This window comes from Vibrio nereis NBRC 15637 (assembly GCF_001591105.1).
In the GTDB taxonomy this organism is placed as follows: Bacteria; Pseudomonadota; Gammaproteobacteria; order Enterobacterales; family Vibrionaceae; genus Vibrio; species Vibrio nereis.
The window spans coordinates 48,886-67,574 of the sequence record NZ_BCUD01000015.1 but is presented as its reverse complement, the minus strand read 5'-3'; the positions used below and the strand labels follow the sequence as shown (position 1 = coordinate 67,574).

At 46.0% G+C, this 18,689-nt stretch carries 19 protein-coding genes; 7 read left to right on the top strand and 12 right to left on the bottom strand.

Annotated features, from left to right (window positions below):
* Window positions 1-95 precede the first annotated feature (95 nt).
* Window positions 96-395 carry a ribbon-helix-helix domain-containing protein gene (locus tag VNE01S_RS14755; RefSeq protein ID WP_053393764.1) on the top strand — a complete coding sequence of 100 codons (300 nt, stop codon included), beginning with the start codon at window positions 96-98 and terminating at the stop codon, window positions 393-395.
* Between the two features lie 70 nt (window positions 396-465).
* Entirely contained in the window at window positions 466-861 is a 396-nt protein-coding gene (locus VNE01S_RS14750) for a VOC family protein (RefSeq protein ID WP_053393763.1), read from the top strand.
* Between the two features lie 69 nt (window positions 862-930).
* Here the strand turns inward: VNE01S_RS14750 and VNE01S_RS14745 are convergent, their stop codons facing one another.
* Together VNE01S_RS14745 and VNE01S_RS14740 are read right to left on the bottom strand one after the other, a co-directional pair.
* Entirely contained in the window at window positions 931-2,562 is a 1,632-nt protein-coding gene (locus VNE01S_RS14745) for a mechanosensitive ion channel domain-containing protein (RefSeq protein WP_245649902.1), read from the bottom strand.
* 249 nt (window positions 2,563-2,811) lie between these two features.
* Complete coding sequence (locus VNE01S_RS14740) at window positions 2,812-3,252, bottom strand: YcgN family cysteine cluster protein (protein ID WP_053393761.1); 441 nt, start codon at window positions 3,250-3,252, stop codon at window positions 2,812-2,814.
* Window positions 3,253-3,387: 135 nt separating this feature from the next.
* On the opposite strand from VNE01S_RS14740, the gene VNE01S_RS14735 reads away from it, so the two are divergent.
* The 4 genes from VNE01S_RS14735 (at window position 3,388) to VNE01S_RS14720 (ending at window position 7,188) form a co-directional block, all read left to right on the top strand.
* Complete coding sequence (locus VNE01S_RS14735; RefSeq protein WP_053394072.1) at window positions 3,388-3,636, top strand: YkgJ family cysteine cluster protein; 249 nt, start codon at window positions 3,388-3,390, stop codon at window positions 3,634-3,636.
* 114 nt (window positions 3,637-3,750) lie between these two features.
* Window positions 3,751-4,461 carry a winged helix-turn-helix domain-containing protein gene (locus tag VNE01S_RS14730; RefSeq protein WP_053393760.1) on the top strand — a complete coding sequence of 237 codons (711 nt, stop codon included), beginning with the start codon at window positions 3,751-3,753 and terminating at the stop codon, window positions 4,459-4,461.
* Between the two features lie 9 nt (window positions 4,462-4,470).
* Entirely contained in the window at window positions 4,471-6,123 is a 1,653-nt protein-coding gene (locus VNE01S_RS14725) for an ATP-binding protein (protein WP_082331624.1), read from the top strand.
* Window positions 6,124-6,180: 57 nt separating this feature from the next.
* On the top strand, window positions 6,181-7,188 hold the full coding sequence (locus VNE01S_RS14720; protein WP_053393759.1) for a DUF2860 family protein: 1,008 nt from the start codon (window positions 6,181-6,183) through the stop codon (window positions 7,186-7,188).
* A gap of 94 nt (window positions 7,189-7,282) precedes the next feature.
* On the opposite strand, the gene recR is transcribed toward VNE01S_RS14720, so the two are convergent.
* The 7 genes from recR to VNE01S_RS14690 all read right to left on the bottom strand — a co-directional run bounded on the left by recR (window position 7,283) and on the right by VNE01S_RS14690 (window position 13,010).
* A complete protein-coding gene (gene recR, locus VNE01S_RS14715; protein WP_053393758.1) occupies window positions 7,283-7,885 on the bottom strand; it encodes a recombination mediator RecR in 603 nt (200 codons plus the stop codon).
* A gap of 16 nt (window positions 7,886-7,901) precedes the next feature.
* A complete protein-coding gene (locus VNE01S_RS14710) occupies window positions 7,902-8,231 on the bottom strand; it encodes a YbaB/EbfC family nucleoid-associated protein (protein WP_053393757.1) in 330 nt (109 codons plus the stop codon).
* A gap of 109 nt (window positions 8,232-8,340) precedes the next feature.
* A complete protein-coding gene (gene dnaX, locus VNE01S_RS14705; RefSeq protein ID WP_053393756.1) occupies window positions 8,341-10,473 on the bottom strand; it encodes a DNA polymerase III subunit gamma/tau in 2,133 nt (710 codons plus the stop codon).
* A 12-nt stretch (window positions 10,474-10,485) separates the two neighbouring features.
* Window positions 10,486-11,031: an adenine phosphoribosyltransferase gene (gene apt, locus VNE01S_RS14700; protein WP_053393755.1), complete on the bottom strand. Its 546-nt coding sequence runs from the start codon at window positions 11,029-11,031 to the stop codon at window positions 10,486-10,488.
* A 173-nt stretch (window positions 11,032-11,204) separates the two neighbouring features.
* Window positions 11,205-11,570 (bottom strand): YbaN family protein, encoded by a 366-nt coding sequence (locus tag VNE01S_RS14695; RefSeq protein ID WP_053393754.1) that lies wholly within the window; start codon window positions 11,568-11,570, stop codon window positions 11,205-11,207.
* Between the two features lie 45 nt (window positions 11,571-11,615).
* A complete protein-coding gene (locus tag VNE01S_RS19720) occupies window positions 11,616-11,747 on the bottom strand; it encodes a hypothetical protein (RefSeq protein ID WP_156309737.1) in 132 nt (43 codons plus the stop codon).
* A 165-nt stretch (window positions 11,748-11,912) separates the two neighbouring features.
* Window positions 11,913-13,010 carry a response regulator gene (locus tag VNE01S_RS14690; RefSeq protein WP_053393753.1) on the bottom strand — a complete coding sequence of 366 codons (1,098 nt, stop codon included), beginning with the start codon at window positions 13,008-13,010 and terminating at the stop codon, window positions 11,913-11,915.
* Between the two features lie 239 nt (window positions 13,011-13,249).
* Between VNE01S_RS14690 and VNE01S_RS14685 the strand changes: the two genes are divergently transcribed.
* Entirely contained in the window at window positions 13,250-14,125 is an 876-nt protein-coding gene (locus VNE01S_RS14685) for a LysR family transcriptional regulator (protein WP_053393752.1), read from the top strand.
* A 64-nt stretch (window positions 14,126-14,189) separates the two neighbouring features.
* Here the strand turns inward: VNE01S_RS14685 and VNE01S_RS14680 are convergent, their stop codons facing one another.
* From VNE01S_RS14680 to fadI, 3 genes are all read right to left on the bottom strand, one after another.
* Window positions 14,190-14,738, bottom strand: a complete 549-nt coding sequence (locus VNE01S_RS14680) for an NAD(P)H nitroreductase (protein WP_053393751.1) — start codon at window positions 14,736-14,738, stop codon at window positions 14,190-14,192.
* A gap of 101 nt (window positions 14,739-14,839) precedes the next feature.
* Window positions 14,840-16,966, bottom strand: a complete 2,127-nt coding sequence (gene fadJ, locus VNE01S_RS14675; RefSeq protein ID WP_053393750.1) for a fatty acid oxidation complex subunit alpha FadJ — start codon at window positions 16,964-16,966, stop codon at window positions 14,840-14,842.
* Window positions 16,966-18,273 (bottom strand): acetyl-CoA C-acyltransferase FadI, encoded by a 1,308-nt coding sequence (gene fadI, locus VNE01S_RS14670; RefSeq protein ID WP_053393749.1) that lies wholly within the window; start codon window positions 18,271-18,273, stop codon window positions 16,966-16,968. The genes fadJ and fadI overlap by 1 nt, the downstream gene beginning before the upstream one ends.
* Between the last annotated feature and the right edge of the window lie 416 nt (window positions 18,274-18,689).

Here is an 18,689-nt window from a genome sequence, read left to right as displayed (position 1 = left end):
CTCTAACCGGAGCGCTTTTTATTTCTCGCCATCTATTGACGAGGTACGCGATAGAGACCAATATTTGCACTTGGGCTTACTATCAAACAATCTACATGTGTGAAATATTTGCTAAACAACCTCAAGAAAACTACCAATTTATTACGCGCTCTATCCGCATCGACGGTCACGCGACCAGTGTAAAATTGGAATCCAGTTTTTGGCTCATCCTTGAAGAGATCGCTTCTGCACAAAATATGACAGTACCTAAATTCATCAGCACGGTGTACTTAGAGGCGTTAGAACACAATGGAGAAGTGAATAACTTTGCCTCGCTGCTTCGCTGTGCATGCCTAACCTACGCCAGACATCCGGAAGTTACTCTTCAGCTCGCTAAGCAAGAACAATTGGCCTAAAAGTGTCGTACCTGAGTACTACCAAGCACAGCGAGAGAATGTGTACCCTTAGCGAAAATAAGGAGTACCCATGACAAAAATGATTCATACCATGATCCGCGTAAGCGATCTGGAACGTTCAGTTAAATTTTACCGCGACGCACTTGAGCTAGAAATTAAAGATCAATACGTTTTTGACGGTTTTTCTCTCACCTACTTGGCGAACAAAGAAACCGGATTTGAGTTAGAACTTACACACAACCATGACCAAAGCGAACCTTATGATCTAGGTAACGGCTACGGTCACCTTGCTGTTAGTGTTAGTGACATCGAATCTGCTCACCAAAGAATTAAGAGTCTTGGTATCGAAGCTGGCGACATCAAAGCATTTGATCACCAACAAAAACACTTAGCGACTTTTTTCTTCATTATGGACCCAGACGGCTACAAAATTGAATTTTTGCAGCGCCAAGGCCGCTATTTATAAGTTAAAAAATTTATAAGTTAAAAAATTTATAAATCAAAAAATTGAAAAGAGCGCCATTCGGCGCTCTTATTAGTTCTCTGGTGTACTGTCTTCTTTCACCATATGTAAGTGAACATCCTGCTGCGGGAACGGAATAGAAATTCCCTCGCGATCAAAGCGCAGTTTTACTTCCTTAGTCACGTCCCAATACACATCCCAATAATCGTCTGTTTTTACCCATGGTCGAACAATGAAGTCGACGGATGACGTATTGAGAGTATGCACTCTGATATTCGGCTCAGGGGTGCGTAATACGCTTGGGTGAGACATGACAATGTCAGTGAGCACACTTTCAGCTTTTAGCAAATCATCCCCATAGCCGATGCCAAACACCATATCGACACGACGGACTCTCTCATGGGTCACGTTTTTGATCACATCCCCCCAAATCTTACTGTTTGGAACAATAATGATCTGATTATCAAAGGTCTTGATCGTTGTGTTAACTAAGCTCATGTGGCTTACTTTGCCATCTACGCCACCTGCAAAGACAAAATCCCCCACATCAAACGGACGATAAATCAGTAGCATCATACCCGCTGCAAAGTTAGACAGTGTATCTTGCAAGGCAAAACCAATGATCACACCAGCAATACCAAAACCCGTTAGGACTGGCGTCAGGTTTAAACCAATTTGCGACAAGCCCACCAAGATACCGATGATCCACACCAAGTTGCCCGACATGGTGATAAAGAAATCCTGCATCAACTGAGACAGCTTAAGATTTTTGGTGACCACCGCTTTACTCACCAATTTACGTACCAGCTTCGCGATCATTTTGGTTGCTAACAAAATGATTAGAAAAACAAAAAGCTGGAAAAGATGTTGAGGCGCGTTGTTTCCTAGCCAATCCCAAACGCTGGATGACCAATGGGATAAGATCGAAAACATGACATCAGTTTCTAACAGATCTTGGGTGATATTCCCGGTAGTCTCAAAAATTAAGCGTTTGTATTCTGACGTATCAAGTTCCAACTGAGCCGCGATAGAAACCAATGAGCTTAAGCTATCGACTGCAATATTCATTCGTTGCTTCAATACCAACTGGCTTAACTGCAAAGATGACTTTTCAGATTCAGGGCTGGCAGATAACTGCTTGCCAACAACCTCCGCTTGCTGATTAAAATACTCAACAGAAGCAGACATCACACGTAGACGCTTGGCTACCAATTCACGCAGTTGAGCACGCGCGGTGCTTTCGTCCACGTCTAGCGCTTTAAGCCATTCAATATTTTGCCAACTTGCTTCGATCGCGTTGTCGAAATAATGCTGTAGCTCTTGGTAATCGTTGATCAAGGCTAAGCGCTCTTCCGCTTTGGCATTATTGATTTTCTCGTTAATCTCTTTGATTCTTTCGTCAAGGTAACGCTCAGCATTTTGGGAGTGCTTTTGCTGAGCCTTAACTTGTGCGACTAGCGTCTCTTTCGAGATGGACTCCCGTTGGATCGCACCCGCTAATACCGAGCGCAATTGTTCATTCTTTTGAAATAGCTTTAGCTGAAGCGCGTCTTTTTCTGCGCCGCTTGTCATTCCAATAGCTTCGTTGAGCTCAACCATCTCTTGATTGAGCGTTTCAACCTCTAACTCTATTTTTGACAAGCTCGGTATATCGGGTTGCTCTGGTGTCGAGACCTCCGCAGCAACTGAGAGGCTAAACGCCATCAAAATACAGAAAACAATATGTAGAAAATGACGGTGGAAGGTTTTATCCATAACGACCCCGAAAAGAAACCCAAGTTTTTGTTTGTTATATAGATAGCGTTAAGTGTACACCAGCATCTTGCTAGATTCGGCTAATTTATGGAAAGGAAATGTTTATAAAAAAATCGCCACGTTCAGAGAAACGTGGCGATAGATTTAGGAATGAGTACTTATTTTTTGGGAGAGCTTTTCGATAAACCCTTGAAAAGGCTACGCTCTGTTAGGATGGTTTAAAATATGGTCTTCCCAATCAACCACATCAATTTCATACACCACTTTATTACGCACACTCTCACCTGCGGCATGCATGGCCGATTTCGACCCTGTAATTAAAGGGTGCCATTCAGGTAGAGGCTGATGTTCGGCCAGCAAACGGTAAGCGCAGGTATGGGGCAGCCAAGTAAAATCATCGATATCTTCACGGGTTAGCTTGGTGCACTCCTCACCGGAAGTAAAACGGTTTGGGTAATCTTTACACGAGCAAGTTTTGCTGTTTAACCAACTGCAAGCCACATTGGTGTAGTAGATTTCGTCCGTGTCTTCATCCATAAGCTTATGCAAGCAGCACTTTCCACAGCCGTCACAAAGAGATTCCCACTCTTGTTCATTCATCTGCTCTAGTTTCTTACTTTCCCAAAATGGCGCGCTCATAGATCTTACTTCGTTATCGGACAGGGGTGCGATTTATACCGCTGTGACGAAAAAAGTTCAAGGGCAATGTTTGTGCTGATAGCCAATAAGATTTCTGCTACTATCGCGCCCTTCATTTTTCACGAGGTTGTTTTCATGGATTGTCGTTTAGGCTGTGGCGCATGCTGTATTGCACCAAGTATCTCTTCTCCTATTCCGGGTATGCCAAAAGGTAAACCTGCGGGCGTCCGTTGTATTCAACTGAACGAAGACAACCTTTGCAAACTTTTTGGCAAACCAGAAAGGCCAAAGGTCTGTCACGATTTTAAGCCTTGCCCAGTAGTATGTGGTTCCACAAATCAGCAAGCACTAGAAAATATCACCGAACTAGAACAACTTACCTAATCTTCCCAGAATCAAGTTGTGCCGCAATTTTAGCCAAATAGTCACAAACGGTCACAGAGATAGCGCGATTTATTCGCTATAGTTCCTCCATTACAAGCGAGGCTATGGAGAGCTATGGATACCGCGCAACCGCACATAATGTTGGTCGAGGATGACCGCGAGCTAGCAGAGCTGATCAGCGATTTTCTAGAAACTTATGACTTTAAGGTTTCTACTGTCTTTGATGGGGTGTCTGCTGTAGAGGCCATATTAAACCAGCAACCCGATCTCGTTATCCTAGATGTTATGCTGCCAGGCCAAAGCGGCATGGATGTTTGCCGCGAAGTTCGTCAGGACTACCACGGCATGATTCTGATGCAAACGGCTCTCGATGATGACATCGACCAAGTCATGGGATTAGAGCTTGGTGCCGATGATTACGTCGTAAAGCAAGTTCAGCCCAGATTGCTTTTATCACGCATACGAGCGCTTTTAAGGCGACAAGAACGGCTGCAAACCCAAACTGATAAGCCCATTCATCACATCACCATCGGTTCGTTAACCATCGATACTCAGCTTCGCCAAGTAACGCGAAGCAACCAGTCTATCAAGCTAACAACCGCGGAGTTCGAACTTCTTCATCTACTTGCCTGCCACGTGGGGAAAGTCGTGTCACGCGATGACATCGCACAAAGCATTCGCGGGTTTGAATATGATGGACTGGATCGTTCAATTGATAGAAGAGTGTCACGACTTCGCCGAAGGCTTAATGATGATCCAAACGAACCTAAACTGATTAAAACCGTGCGTGGGCAAGGCTATCAGCTTTGCTCTATCTCAGACTAAGGAGTTGCTATGCTGCGCTCATTTGCCATTCTTTGGTTCGCTGTATTTACGCCTCTGATACTCCTTGTCATACCCACAGACCTTAACCCCTTACAAGCCTTGTCTAAATCGATGAGCGAACGCTTCTTTAAACCAATTTATTCTACGTCCGTCAATTTATTGGAAGAACAGCTCCTTGCTCAACCTCCCGAACAGTGGCAAGAAACGATAAAGCAACACAACCAGTTTTTTTATAACCCGCTAAAGCTCAAAACTCTGCAAGACTTTCAGTCCCAACCTGACATCATCAATGAGCTCAGGCAAGGCAATATCGCATTTGAGTTTGACTCTCCAATGGCATTGCTAAAACGAGTCGGCCGCTCACAACACGTTATTTACTACGCCCTGCAAGAGTCAGAAGAAAGCGTTGTCGCCAATCAAGCAAAAGGCGCGCTCTACCTTGCGAAGCAAGATCTTTTAAAACACCCCAAAGAGCAATGGGGTGAGCGCCTAGCGTTAAACCACAGCGATCTGCCCATTACCATTAAGCTGGTCGAAAAACCAAACGTTCCTGACATATTGCTTGAGAAATTGGAAGCAACGGATGACTTCATTGCATCTCATACACTTGCCGATCGTTCCACCATTCAATTACTCACTCAAGTGGATAACGAGCATTGGATTTTAGTGGCCGACGAAGGGTCACGAACCGTGAAGATGAAGCTGATTACCTATGCCGCTGCAGCGCTATTTGGCTTAGTTTCTGCAACACTGATCTTGTGGGTCTACCCGCTATGGCGGGATTTAAAAGGATTGGCACGCACAGCGAATGCCTTTGGTCGTGGTGTCCTTACTCGCAGGGCCAAAACGTCATCGCTCTCCGTGGTGTCACAATTGAGTGATTCCTTCAATCAGATGGCCAATAACATTGAACAACTCATTGCCAGCCAAAGGGAGCTAACACGTGCGGTAGCGCATGATTTACGCACACCACTCTATCGGCTTCGTTTCGCTCTGGAAATGTTAGAAGATGAGACTGTGTCTGAGGCTCAAAAAAATAAGTACCGCCGAACGGCTATCAGCAGTTTAGACAGCCTCGACCAACTTATAAATCAAACGTTACTATTATCCCGTTATAACCGAGTCGCTGATGTCAGCCACTTTTCAGTGGTTAAGTTTGGTCAGCGACTTGCAAGAGAGCTCGAAGACTTTCAGCTAGAGCACTACCACTTTAACGTCAACTTCCGATGCGAAGATGAGTTGTTAAATCTAGATATTCTGATTGATGAGCGGGGGTTGATTCGCGCAATTAACAATTTACTTTCTAACGCGGCTCGGTTTGCCAAACACACCATCCAAATCACTTTTACACGTATTGATAACAACCTGGCCGTTATCGTTGAAGATGATGGTATAGGGATTGATAAAACCATGCGAGACAAGGTTTTTGAGCCCTTTATTCAACTCGACAATCAAGAACGTTCCAGCGATAAAGGTTATGGGCTGGGGCTTGCGATAGTTAAGCAGATCGCACTTTGGCATGATGGGAAAGTCACCGTAGAACACTCTCAGCTGGGCGGGGCCAAGTTTGTACTCTGTTGGCCTGTACGCGTTAAGCAGACACAACGCAGCAATGTGACCGACAGTGACACAAATCGTCTCAAAACAGACAAGGACTTATAGATCTACCACTGCTAACTTGCATGGAAGCCATAATTTTCAATTCACAAGGAGATAGGAATGAAGTTAACTCCGTGGGTAGCCGCATTATCGGTATCGGCGCTATCCTTAATAGCGAGCACACCTAGCCTTGCTCAGCCTGGCAAGAATGATCTTAAACCAGGACTTAGCGGCGCTGTGGGCATTAACCTAGGTTTGGTAGATGGTACATCGCAGTTCAATACCTCAGACGATAACGCGATTACATCGGATCTCAATAATAATGGGAAAAGCTACACCAGTGCCGCCCCTATGCTTTTAGGTCGTCTTCAATACTCGTTTGGCGACACTGCCATATTTGTTGGTAACAGCCGCGATCAAATCGCAGAGGCACAATTTCAAGCCGAGGTGGGGGTGATCCGCCGACTTTATGCAGACAATACAATAACCGTGGCTTTTTTCGGTAATGTCCCGAGCATGGACGAAACCTGGCAAGACCCCTACTTGATCGGCTCTGAACGCGAAACCAGTGATCAAACCATCATGGGCGGAAGAGTGGCATTAGATTTTGGCCTGCCTATCCCCGTCTCTATGTCATACGCGATCGCAAACAGTGAGGTTGAAAATGACGAAATAGGGATCAGCTTGCCATTAAGCAATTATAAACGCTCACTTCTTAAGCGTGATAGCGTTTATCAAAGAGCGACCCTCGATCTCTCGATACCCATCTCAGCCAACTTACGCCTAACCCCTGGTGTACAGTACACACTTAGGGATGCCGATGGTGAAGCACAAAGCCACCAACATCGAGCGATTCAATTGGCGGTGTCCGGTAGTATTCAGCGCCACTCGCTCACAGCGACGTTACGCATATCCGAAACCGAATATGACGCGATAAACCCTGTTTTTAATAAGAAAAGAGACAGCGACAACCTGGGCCTGTTTGCCGTGTATAACTATATGGGATTATTCTCTTGGCCGGGATCGATGCTCAACGTTATGGCGGGCTATTCAGAGTCTGATTCAGACATCACTTTCTATGACAGTGAGAATTTGTTTATTTCTGCTGGGGTTGGCTTTAGGTTCTAATTAGGTTTGAGATAGACATCAGCCTAGCCTAACCAAACACCCTCAAAAAAGCCGTGTATCGACACGGCTTTATCAAATCACAATATGGTTAAGCTTAAGTCAGTTTATGGCGACCTAGTAACGAGTGCGACAGCGTTGTGCCATCCACCAGCTCTAGCTCTCCACCGACAGGCACACCATGAGCAATTCGGCTGGCTGAGACCTGGTGCTCTTTGCACAGCTCCGCAATATAGTGAGCCGTTGCTTCACCCTCTACTGTCGGGTTCGTCGCCAGAATCACTTCCTGCACATCACCACGGCGTAGACGGTAATCCAACACATCTAATCCAATATCACTCGGACCAATGCCGTCTAACGGCGACAAGTGTCCCATCAGAACAAAGTAACGACCCGAAAATTGACCGGTCGCCTCTACTGCAGCAATATCCGCAGGGCTTTCTACCACACAAACTTGACCATTTTCCTGACGTTTCGGATTGGTACAAATATGGCAGACTTCTTCCTCAGTAAAAGTACGACATTCTGTACAATGACCAATTTCGGTCATTGCCTGACTGAGAGCATCCGCAAGTTGCAGGCCGCCCTTTCTATCTCGCTGTAACAAATGAAAGGCCATACGCTGAGCCGACTTGGGGCCAACCCCAGGCAGACAACGTAAGGCCTCCATCAATTGCTCCAGCATGTGACTGGTGCGCATTAATTACCCTTGCTGATTAGAATGGCATTTTCATGCCTGGTGGTAGTTGCATACCGCCAGTAACGCCATCCATTTTCTCTTTTTGAGTTTCTTCAACACGGCGTGCAGCGTCGTTGAATGCTGCAGCAATAAGGTCTTCAAGCATTTCTTTGTCGTCTTCCATCAGACTTTCATCGATGTTGACACGACGCACGCTGTGGCTACCAGTAATCGTCACTTTCACTAGGCCAGCACCAGACTCGCCTGTTACTTCCATATTCGCGATTTCTTCTTGAAGCTTTTGCATGCGCTCTTGCATTTGCTGGGCTTGCTTCATTAGGTTGCCCATTCCGCCTTTACCAAACATGTTCTTCTCTCTGGTTGTGAATACCTAGCCCTTTTAGTATGGCTTAGATATTTAGCTTGTCATTGGAATATTAAATGGGGCTAAGCGATAAGGCTTTCAACCCCAAAAGTTAAATCGGTCTTACACTATCTTTATCGAGCTGCGCTGCAAATCGCGTCTCGATAAACTGTACGTTTTTGTCGTTTTCAAGGCTGGTAAACGCTTGTTGTAGCTTACCTTGATAGAGCTTATCTCTCAGCTCTAGTGGCGTTTCACCACTTTCGCCAATTTCAACGCTTAAGTGGCACTCTTCACCCATGATTTCATTAATGGCTTGCAGAAGTTCACTTTGCGCTTTATCCGTATTGAGGTGCGATTGCTCTGGCCTCAATGTAAGTGAAATAGATGAGCCATTTTTCTCAAAATGAGAGTTAAGCGCAAGCTGCTCTGTGAGTTTTGCCGTCGAAAGTTGGCTGATCAATTCTGCCCATTGATTTTTAGCACGAGACTCTTCCACCAGCTTTTGCGTCATTTCCGGCGTTTTTTCATGCTCTAACGCTTTTTTGAGCTGTGTTGGCGTTAGCTCGTCATTTTTTTGCTCAACCTGCGGTAAAGTCGGCTTCCACTGATACGGCTCGTCTTTTTTCGGCTCAGGTGTCGTCATCGACTGACGGGTTGATAGCGGCGACACCTGCTCTGAACCACCGCGCTTTTGTGCAACACGATCGATTACAGATTCTGGTTTTGCAGATGCCGCTTTAGCCTTTTTTGGCTCACCACTCTGACTAGGCGTTAACCCTTTACGCTGAGAGCGCAGTTGATGTCGAAGCCCACTGATAGGCGATGAGCTCTTAGGTTCAGCGTGCTGCTCCTGTCTAACCTGACCTCTTTCTGGCTGGGATTGTGGTTCTGGTTGAGCTGGCGGCACACTCTGAGGCTCACCATACATAGGTGGTGCATCATAATGTGGTGGCTCTGAATCGTAACTTGGCGGAGGCGCCATGTCGCCACTGCTTGGTGGTTGCATCTGAGATTGCATCGGCGACTGACTTGACGGCTGTGGTGCCGCGACAGGTTGTGCCTCCGGAGCTTGGCGTGGCGCAGCAGCATTACTTGGTGCAGCTGGTTGCGACGGTGCCGATGCCACAGAAGTTGAAATAACGTTTGCCGTGGGTTGAGAAGCTGGTCTAAATGCGATCATGCGCAAAACGACCATCTCTAGGCCAATGCGTTCAGACGGTGCCAATGGCAAATCCTGACGACCTTTCAGCGCAATATGATAATAAAGCTGAACATCTTGCGGGGTTAATGCTCGGCTCAATAGCTCGATCTTCTCTGCATCTGGCTGAGCTTTATCCAAGCTGGACGGTAAAGCCTGATACATCGCTAAGCGGTGCAGCTGAGTGGCGAGCTGTTGTAGCAAACCATCCCACTCCACGCCATTTTGAGCCAACTGAGCAACCGTATCTAGCGCAACTTGAGACTGTTTAGAACTGATTGCCTCTAGCAAGTGAAGCGCTTGGTCAGTATCGAGAGTACCCAGCATATGGGCGACATTGTCGGTACCCACACTGCCGTTACCTAACGCGATCGCTTGGTCGGCCAAACTTAGCGCATCGCGCATACTGCCATCCGCTGCGTGCGCAATCATACCTAGCGCGCGCGGTTCTGATGTCACGCTTTCTTGAGCAAGAATATGGTCAAGCTGCTCATGAATGGTGTCGACACTGATCGGCTTCAGATGAAACTGCAGGCAACGAGATAAAATCGTAACGGGAAGCTTTTGCGGATCCGTCGTCGCCAACAGAAACTTCACATACTCTGGCGGCTCTTCTAATGTTTTAAGCAATGCGTTAAAACTGTGACGCGATAGCATGTGAACTTCGTCAATAAGGTAAACTTTAAAGCGACCGCGAGCCGGTTTGTACTGCACGTTGTCTAGCAGTTCACGAGTATCTTCAACCTTGGTGCGAGACGCTGCGTCTATCTCTAATAAATCAACAAAGCGACCTTGGTCGATTTCTTTACAAGTATCACACTGCCCACAAGGCGTCGCGGTAATACCCGTTTCGCAATTGAGTCCTTTAGCAAACAATCGGCCAATGGTGGTTTTACCAACACCACGCGTACCGCTAAATAGGTAAGCGTGATGAAGCCTATTTTGAGCTAAAGCGTTTTCCAGTGCTGTTAATACGTGGTTTTGTCCTACAACTTCACTGAATTTTGTAGGACGCCATTTTCGCGCTAAGGCAAGATAACTCATGAATAATACCGATTAGTGACCTTCAAACTCACAGATGCTGTAAACGTTAAGACCTAAGCCTTCAAGACGCTTATCACCACCAATTTCAGGAAGGCTAATCACAAAAGCTGCGTGTTCAACAACACCACCTAACTCACGAATCAATTTCGCTGTCGCTTCAATCGTGCCGCCAGTCGCTAGAAGATCATCAACAACCAAAACTTTGTCACCTTCCGAAATTGCATCAACGTGGATTTCTAGTGTATCTGTACCATATTCTAGATCGTATGTTTGAGCGATGGTTTTACGTGGTAGTTTGCCAGGCTTACGCACTGGTACAAAGCCAACTCCCATCTCTAGTGCTAGTGGTGCACCAAACAAGAAACCACGTGCTTCCGTACCCACAACTTTAGTGAATCCCATGTCTTTGTACTTCGATAGCAAAAGACCGATGGTTGCTTGGTAAGCCTCTGCGTTTTCCATCAAGCTGGTCACGTCGCGGAAAAGAATACCTGGCTTTGGGTAATCCTGAATGCTGTTGATGCTAGATTTGATCAGTGAGATTGTTTCAGTTGTCATAATTCATTACTTGGATAGGCTACCTTTGAACTGGCGCTGTGCCCATCATTCAAAGTTGTAGCATTGGTTATCTGCACAATGTCGCTTTTCAATCAGGCTCATACTGCTGATTCAAAATCACCGTGCCTTAAATACAAACGCCCACAGGTTAGTGGGCACACTTCTTGGCAATCTTAGTGATTTTCTGGCTGCTCAGCAAGGCGCTCAATCACAGGCAATCGAATAAACCAGCTCAATAGGATTATTAGCATCACCACGAGCACAATTTTTAACCAAAAATGAGGCACAATCCAAATTGAAAAGGCGAAGCTCGCAACCATACACAACGCGCCGCGTATCTTGACCTTGCTGGTCACTGCACCGTGACGATGCCAGTTATCTAAAATAGGGCCAAAGGTTTTGTGTTGGTGAAGCCAACGATGGAAGGTGGGGCTGCTGCGCATGAAACAGGCGCTAGCAAGAAGGACAAAAGGTGTTGTCGGAAGAATAGGTAGAAATATGCCCAGAAAACCCAGGCACAAACTTATGCTACCAGCAATATTTAAAGCAAGTTTACGAATACTGATGGTGAGCTCCGGTCTAGTTTAGTAGCCCGCGTATCCGTTAACCACGCGAATCCAAGTAAGAGTCGCTGGAAGAGTTGGGATCAATAGGGCTGCGATAAATCCAAAAAAGTAAAAGATATTATACGGTTCTTTAAAGTCTTGGTCTGCCATGGGATAACTTCTCTAATGTAGGTGACGATTTATCGACCTAAGGTTAATTATCAGTTAACACTTTGGGTCATTTTTGTTTTGGCAGACTATACCTTATTCGCCAGTTAACAAACACCGACTAAAAACAGGGTTATTAGCAACAATTAACTCGATAAAGGCAGCGCATTACGCGCTACCCCCTCGGTAAATGTCTAAACTGAAACTGCAGCTTCCCAGACTGTTCAGTGTTATTTGGCAAGCCGAGTGAATGGGCATCTCTTCAATAAAGTTTTTCACACAGCTGTTGCCTAACAACGTATTGGCTTGGATATGCTTCGATGTATATCCATTAGCAAACATACACTCAAGACCAGCAGGAAGAAGAGATAACATTCCGGACGAAAGATCCGCCACGCCGAATAACGCTCTTACCGGAACCGCCCCCGGATAGCATTTCATGCCATTTTCCAGAAGGTAAGCGAGATCTTTTAAATCCGCATTGAAGCACTTCAAATTACGTAAGTAGTCATGGAACAGCGCCCTGACGAGTAGCGTGGTGGCGGCGCCATCATCACTATCCGCAGCAGAGTCAACGATATAAAAGGCAAATTGTCCGTTTATCAACCAAGCATAATCAAACACCACTGGCATCACTTCTGCGGACTGTAGCAACTTATAACTACATCGCCAGTCACCTTGCGAGGTATCTCTCTCAGGCAGCAGCGCATGGAGTAAGTCTTTAGCCGCATTTCGGTTTTCTTGCAAAAACTTCAAGTGCCAATGCAACTCCTGCTCTTCGGGCATTTCACCGCTGTCGACTCTGAACCATTGACTTGAAAAGTCCCTTTGGTCACTCAAGTGGTTGTCTGTATCTTCCAGAGTGTTTTCTATCGAACAGATTAAGTGCTTGTGGTTACTGATCGGCTTGGGCAAAAAGTCTTTGATACCAAACTTCAAAGCGTTGGCAACATCAGACATATCTTCCGTTGCTGATACAACAATAAGCGGCAATGATGGGTACTCTAGGCTGACTTCTTCGACAAATTCAATACCGTCAAGAATAGGCATCGACAAGTCGCATAAAATCAAATCTGGCTCAACATCCCTCAGCTTTCTTAAACCATCTAGGCCATCTTCCGCTTCTACGACCTTATAACCTTGAGAACTCAAGTACGAAGAGGTTATACGGCGAAATATAGGATCGTCGTCAACCAACATAATAAGTTTCTCTCCCGGAGTGACGTTGAACGCGTCACTGGAAGACACTTCTACTGACTTGTACATAAACCTTTGCCTCACACAACACTTAAGTACGACTAGTTTGTTATTTTTATTGATAAGCTTTTACGCTCTTTAAAAAATAGTTCTAAAAGCTCATTTCTACAAATATGCAACAATTTAAACTCGTTGCATACTGGATGTGTGGAATATCAAATTTCGGTACACTAGTTGATATGACGCAATCTTTAGCGTTTGATATAGATATAAATTAACCATGTTCGTAAATATATGTGTCCGAAAGAATGAAATTAGATGATCTCAACTTGTTTAGGCTTGTGGTCGAGAATGGGAGCTACACAGCAACTTCCAGGAAAAATATGATCCCTGTAGCGACAATTACGCGACGTATACAGGCATTGGAAGATTCCCTTAACCTCCGCTTACTCAACCGACATGCGCGTAAACTTTCTCTGACAGAAGCAGGGGAGCGTTTTTATAACGAATGCTCTCCCCTACTAGATCGTCTGACCTCGACAGCGGAAGAAATTTCTGACGAGTGCCGCGGTGCAGCCGGGAAAATACGCATTACTGCGCCATCCAACCTGACGAAAAGAATGATGATGCCGATGTTTAACGCGTTTATGAAAGCGTACCCAGACATCAACATTGTGCTGACAACCAGCAACCATTCTGACCAACTGGACCCGACGGAATGGGATGTTATTTTCCGTGTTGGGCCTCAGCGTGATTCCAGCTTGATTGCACGTAAGCTCAGTTCCGTCGAGGATATTTTGGTGGCAAGCCCTTGCTACCTCCAGTCCAACCCTGCGCCCAAGCATGCTGAAGAACTGCACCAACACTGTTTGCTTAAAGGATCGCCACTGCTGAAATGGCAACTCACCAACCAAAATGGTGAAACAGTCGTCAACAACGACAAAGGGCGGTTTCAAGCCAACGCGTTAAATGTTGTGCGTAATGCCTGCTCTGACGGCTTGGGGATCACACTCATGCCAGATGTGATGATTAAAGAATACATTGAAGATGGCAGTTTGGTTCGGGTTTTAGAAGACTGGAGCGCGAACCCACGCGATATCTATATGTTATACAACCATAAAGATCACTTACCTGAAAAGGTAAGGCTGTTTATTGATTTTGTGATTGCTTATAACATCCACTAAACGACAAAGAGCTTGGTATTGACGACCAAGCTCTTTTCTTTTCGACTGATTTCGTTAGCGCTGCTTATAAGTATTCGACAAACTTACTTAAATCACGCTCTGGCACTTTCATCGGTGTACAGCCCGGTGTTCCCAAGTACAGGAAGCCAACAATTTCATCGTCCCCTTCCAAGCCAAACGCTTTGTGAACTTCTTCATGGAACATCCATTTACCTGAGCGCCAAAAACCTTGAAAACCTTGAGCAACCGCAGCCATTTGCATCGCTTGAACCGCACACCCGGCAGACAGGTATTGCTCTAATGTAGGGACTTTTTCATGCTGAGTCACGTTGGCAATGACAGTGATAACCATCGGCGCGCGAAATGGCGCATTTTTGACTTTTTCGACAACTGCATCATCGCTGTTTTCAGCCACTGCCGCTTTCACCAATATATCAGATAGTTTGTTTAACCCTTCACCTTGCGAAATAACAAAGCGCCATGGAGTCAGCCCAGCATGATCAGGCGCCCTTAAGCCAGCTTTGATAATGTTCTCTAGTGCTTGACCTTCGGGAGCAGGAGCCGCTAGCTTTGCGATTGAACGACGGTTGAGCAATAGATCTAAAGCATCCATTTGAAATCCTTCTGTTTAAGACTTTTCTCAGTATTTTTCTTGATAATAACTCTCAATAAGAAAAAAGGCGAACGTTACCGTTCGCCTTGTCGGATACCAAACTACTGGTCGTAAAAAGACTGCTCTAAACCAGCTCGGGTCAATAGACCATCACATGGCGCAAATCTATCGCCGTATTTTTGTGCGTGCTCATTCATGATCTGAACCAAGTTCTTAATTCCTATTTGATCCATGTAGCGGAAGGGACCACCTAAAAATGGAGGGAAACCAATACCAAAAATAGCACCAATATCGCCGTCGCGAGGGCTACGGATAATCCCCTCATCAAGGCAACGCACCGCCTCATTGAGCATTGGTAATACGCAGCGCATCGCGATGTCTTTCTCCGGCAATTTCGACTCAGGCGTCAAGCTCAGCAGTTTGTAGACGGACTTATCCACGTCTTTCTTTTTACCCTTGTAGGTATAGAAGCCTTTGCCGCTTTTACGCCCTTTACGATCATCATTGAGCAAGACATCGAAGACATCAGGCCCTTTGAAGCGTTCACCCAATTCTTCAACCAAAATCGGCATGATCTTCGCGCCAATATCCACCCCAACTTCATCAAGCAATGTGATTGGTCCAACCGGAAAACCAAAGTTGAGCAGCGCGTTGTCCAATTGCTCAATTGGCTCGCCAGACATTAATACCTGCGCCGCTTCGTTCATGTAAGGCGCTAAAATGCGGTTGACGTAGAAGCCCGCACTATCCTTCACCACAATTGGGGTTTTACCCTGCTTACGTGCAAATTCGACCACGGTAGACACTGTTTCGTCAGACGTGCCATCATGCGGAATGACTTCAACAAGTGGCATTTTTTCTACCGGACTGAAATAGTGCAGCCCGACCACATTTTCTGGGCGTTGCGCTTTTTCTGCGATTTGATGAATCGGTAGCGATGATGTATTAGTTGCAAAAATGGTTGTCGGTTGAGCATGTTCTTCAATATCCGCCACCATAGTCTGTTTCAGTTCCAGATCTTCAAACACGGCTTCGATAACCATATCGGTATGTTTAAAGCAGGTGAAATCCGTACCACCAGACAATTGCAGCATTTTCGCTTGTACCTGGGCTTTCGACAGAATTCGGCGTTTTCGCTGTGCTTCAAACAATTTGTAGTTGTACTTTAACGCGTTGAGTACCCCATCGTTTGACACGTCTTTGATTCGCACGGGCACTTTCGCTTTTGCCACACTCACGTGACTAATGCCTGCGCCCATCAAACCTCCACCAAGAACCGCAGCGCGTGCCACTTTCTTTGGCTGAGCCTCTGTGCCGTTTTCTTTCTTCATTTCCGTTGTGGCAAAGAAGATAGAGCGCAGCGCCCTTGATTCTGGCGTCATCACAAGTTCACCGAAGCGTTCGGCTTCTTTCTTTTGTCCTTGTTCAAACCCGTGTTCTAAACCATAGCGAATGACTTCCAAGATGGCGTCGGCTGCCGGGTAGTTTCCTCGCGTTTTATCATTCGTCTTTTTCGCCGCTTGCTCGAAAATGACTTTACGCCCCAACCCTGTATTCGCCATCAGCTTCTCTTTTGCAGACGCCTTACGCTTCGCTTTTTTCTTGCCCGTATTCTCTTCTACAAAACTTTTCGCCACATCAAGCAAAATGGTTTCTGGCACAACCGCATCCACCACTCCGAGCTTTTTCGCTTTTTTCGCGCGCAGTTGCTTGCCTGTCAGGATCAAATCGAGTGATGGGAGTAGCCCTATCAATCGCGGAAGACGTTGCGTCCCCCCTGATCCTGGCAGCAAACCAAGTTGCACTTCAGGAAGGCCTAAACGCGTTTTATCTGACTCCGTACATACGCGATAGTCACACGCTAAAGCGAGTTCTAAGCCACCTCCCAGACACGGCCCGTGGATAGCCGCGACCACGGGATAAGGCAACTCAGACAACTGTTTAAACATCTGCTGGCCTTTTTCAGCCAGTGCTTGAGCTTCTTCAGCTGTTGTGCACGCTTCAAGCATGCGAACGTCTGCACCCGCCACAAAATTGTCAGGTTTAAGCGAATGCAGAATTAAGCCTTTAACCGAGCTCTTCTGCTCATCAAGTTGTACAAACACGTCTTCCATTTCTTCGGCAAATGCCGCTTGAAGCGTATTCATCTTCTCACCTGGTACGTCAATCGATAACCAAGCGATGTTTTGCTCATCAATCGTTAAATTAAATGCTTTTTGTTCGCCCATTACTCAACCTCCAGAACCATTGCAGCACCCAGTCCACCAGCAGCACACGCTGTATTTAGTGCTAAGCCGCCACCGCGTCGTTTCAGCTCACGTAGTGTTTGCGTGATCATACGTGCACCTGTCGCCGCAAATGGGTGACCGTAAGCAATTGAACCGCCCAGCACATTAAACTTATCCATATCAATCTCACCAATCGCTTTTGAGCGGCCTAAATGATCCTGAGCGAACTTATCACTCGCGAACATCTTCACATTTGATAATGTCTGTGCGGCAAACGCTTCATGCATATCGATGAGGGTCAGATCTGACAGTTCGATGCCTGCACGCTCAAGCGCTAATGGCGTCGAATAAGAAGGCCCCATCAGCATGTCTTTTTCAACACCGATAGCCGAAAATGCGTAAGAGCGAATATAGCCCATAATATCTAGGCCAAGCTCTTTGGCTCGACCTTCACGCATCAATATAATTGCTGCAGCACCATCGGTGAGTGGTGTACTGTTCGCGGCCGTCACGCTGCCATATTGACGATCAAAGGCTGGCCTTAATTTCGCGTAGCCTTCTAGGGTCGAGTCATGTCTGACATTGTTATCTTGCGAGATCCACTGTTTATAAGGTTCAGGAAATGCCGTCATCACCTCCCCTTCTATTTTGCCCTCTTTCCATGCTTGAGAAGCCAGTGAATGTGAGCGATGGGCAAGCGCATCTTGTTCTGCTCTACTTATCGCATGGGACTTGGCCATCTGCTCAGCAGTTTGCCCCATAGATAAGCCTGTCGAGTACTCAGCCACCGCTGGCGGTACTGGCATTAAGTCCTTAAAAGAAAGGTTTTTTAAAATCTTTAACTTTTGCCCAACGGTTTTGGTTTTACTTAAAGCAAGTAAGTTTGAGGCGAGTTTTTTGGAGACACCAATAGGCAAGACTGAGGATGAATCAGCACCACCAGCAATACCTGCGTCGATCGTGCCAGACATAATGCTCTCGGCGACATTGACTGCTGATTGAAAGCTCGTCGCACACGCTCGGCTCACGCTGTAGGCGTCAGTATGAATGTTCATGCCTGTACCCAAAACGATCTCTCGGGCAATATTGGGCGCTTCAGGCATTTGTACGACCTGACCAAACACCACTTGCTCAATTAGCTTAGGATCGATTTCGCTACGCGCCATTAGCTCGCTAACGACCATTTTGCCTAAGTCAACCGCTGGCACCTGACGAAACTCGGTACTTTGGCGCGCAAATGGGGTACGCAAACCAGCAACGATTGCAACACGCTCACCAGAGCGAGTCTTCAACTCCTGTCTGCCCATTGTTTCTCCTTGGATAATAAGAGGTCTGACCACGTATTGTAACGAGATTGTTAACGCAATCAAACTATCGTTTGAATAAACGTGATTTAGAATCGAAAAGATTAGGGAACCTTATTAAGTAAAGGCACACTAAAATAGATATTTGGTAAACACCAGAGAGATAACAGGATCTTAGCAATCCGTTGGCTTCAGCAACGATGACATTTCTTTAGGCAAAAAAAAACCACACAGAACTGTGTGGTCGGAATGTATAAAGCAATTAACTTACGCCAATTGAAATAATCAGTTTCCTGATTAGGAGAAAGTAAAGTCAGCCTTCAAAAGGAAGTGTCATCTTGCTCAACACGCCGGTGATACCGACTAGATGACAGGTGTTACTATAACCGCTGAATTACATTAGATTTTGAAGTAGATCA

Excerpts from the sequence above, each read along its gene's own strand:
- VNE01S_RS14755 (WP_053393764.1), top strand. The coding sequence starts at position 96 with ATGTGTGAAATATTTGCTAAACAACCTCAAGAAAACTACCAATTTATT.
- VNE01S_RS14750 (WP_053393763.1), top strand. The coding sequence starts at position 466 with ATGACAAAAATGATTCATACCATGATCCGCGTAAGCGATCTGGAACGT.
- VNE01S_RS14745 (WP_245649902.1), bottom strand. The coding sequence starts at position 2,562 with ATGGCGTTTAGCCTCTCAGTTGCTGCGGAGGTCTCGACACCAGAGCAA.
- VNE01S_RS14740 (WP_053393761.1), bottom strand. The coding sequence starts at position 3,252 with ATGAGCGCGCCATTTTGGGAAAGTAAGAAACTAGAGCAGATGAATGAA.
- VNE01S_RS14735 (WP_053394072.1), top strand. The coding sequence starts at position 3,388 with ATGGATTGTCGTTTAGGCTGTGGCGCATGCTGTATTGCACCAAGTATC.
- VNE01S_RS14730 (WP_053393760.1), top strand. The coding sequence starts at position 3,751 with ATGGATACCGCGCAACCGCACATAATGTTGGTCGAGGATGACCGCGAG.
- VNE01S_RS14725 (WP_082331624.1), top strand. The coding sequence starts at position 4,471 with ATGCTGCGCTCATTTGCCATTCTTTGGTTCGCTGTATTTACGCCTCTG.
- VNE01S_RS14720 (WP_053393759.1), top strand. The coding sequence starts at position 6,181 with ATGAAGTTAACTCCGTGGGTAGCCGCATTATCGGTATCGGCGCTATCC.
- recR (WP_053393758.1), bottom strand. The coding sequence starts at position 7,885 with ATGCGCACCAGTCACATGCTGGAGCAATTGATGGAGGCCTTACGTTGT.
- VNE01S_RS14710 (WP_053393757.1), bottom strand. The coding sequence starts at position 8,231 with ATGTTTGGTAAAGGCGGAATGGGCAACCTAATGAAGCAAGCCCAGCAA.
- dnaX (WP_053393756.1), bottom strand. The coding sequence starts at position 10,473 with ATGAGTTATCTTGCCTTAGCGCGAAAATGGCGTCCTACAAAATTCAGT.
- apt (WP_053393755.1), bottom strand. The coding sequence starts at position 11,031 with ATGACAACTGAAACAATCTCACTGATCAAATCTAGCATCAACAGCATT.
- VNE01S_RS19720 (WP_156309737.1), bottom strand. The coding sequence starts at position 11,747 with ATGGCAGACCAAGACTTTAAAGAACCGTATAATATCTTTTACTTTTTT.
- VNE01S_RS14690 (WP_053393753.1), bottom strand. The coding sequence starts at position 13,010 with ATGTACAAGTCAGTAGAAGTGTCTTCCAGTGACGCGTTCAACGTCACT.
- VNE01S_RS14685 (WP_053393752.1), top strand. The coding sequence starts at position 13,250 with ATGAAATTAGATGATCTCAACTTGTTTAGGCTTGTGGTCGAGAATGGG.
- VNE01S_RS14680 (WP_053393751.1), bottom strand. The coding sequence starts at position 14,738 with ATGGATGCTTTAGATCTATTGCTCAACCGTCGTTCAATCGCAAAGCTA.
- fadJ (WP_053393750.1), bottom strand. The coding sequence starts at position 16,966 with ATGGGCGAACAAAAAGCATTTAATTTAACGATTGATGAGCAAAACATC.
- fadI (WP_053393749.1), bottom strand. The coding sequence starts at position 18,273 with ATGGGCAGACAGGAGTTGAAGACTCGCTCTGGTGAGCGTGTTGCAATC.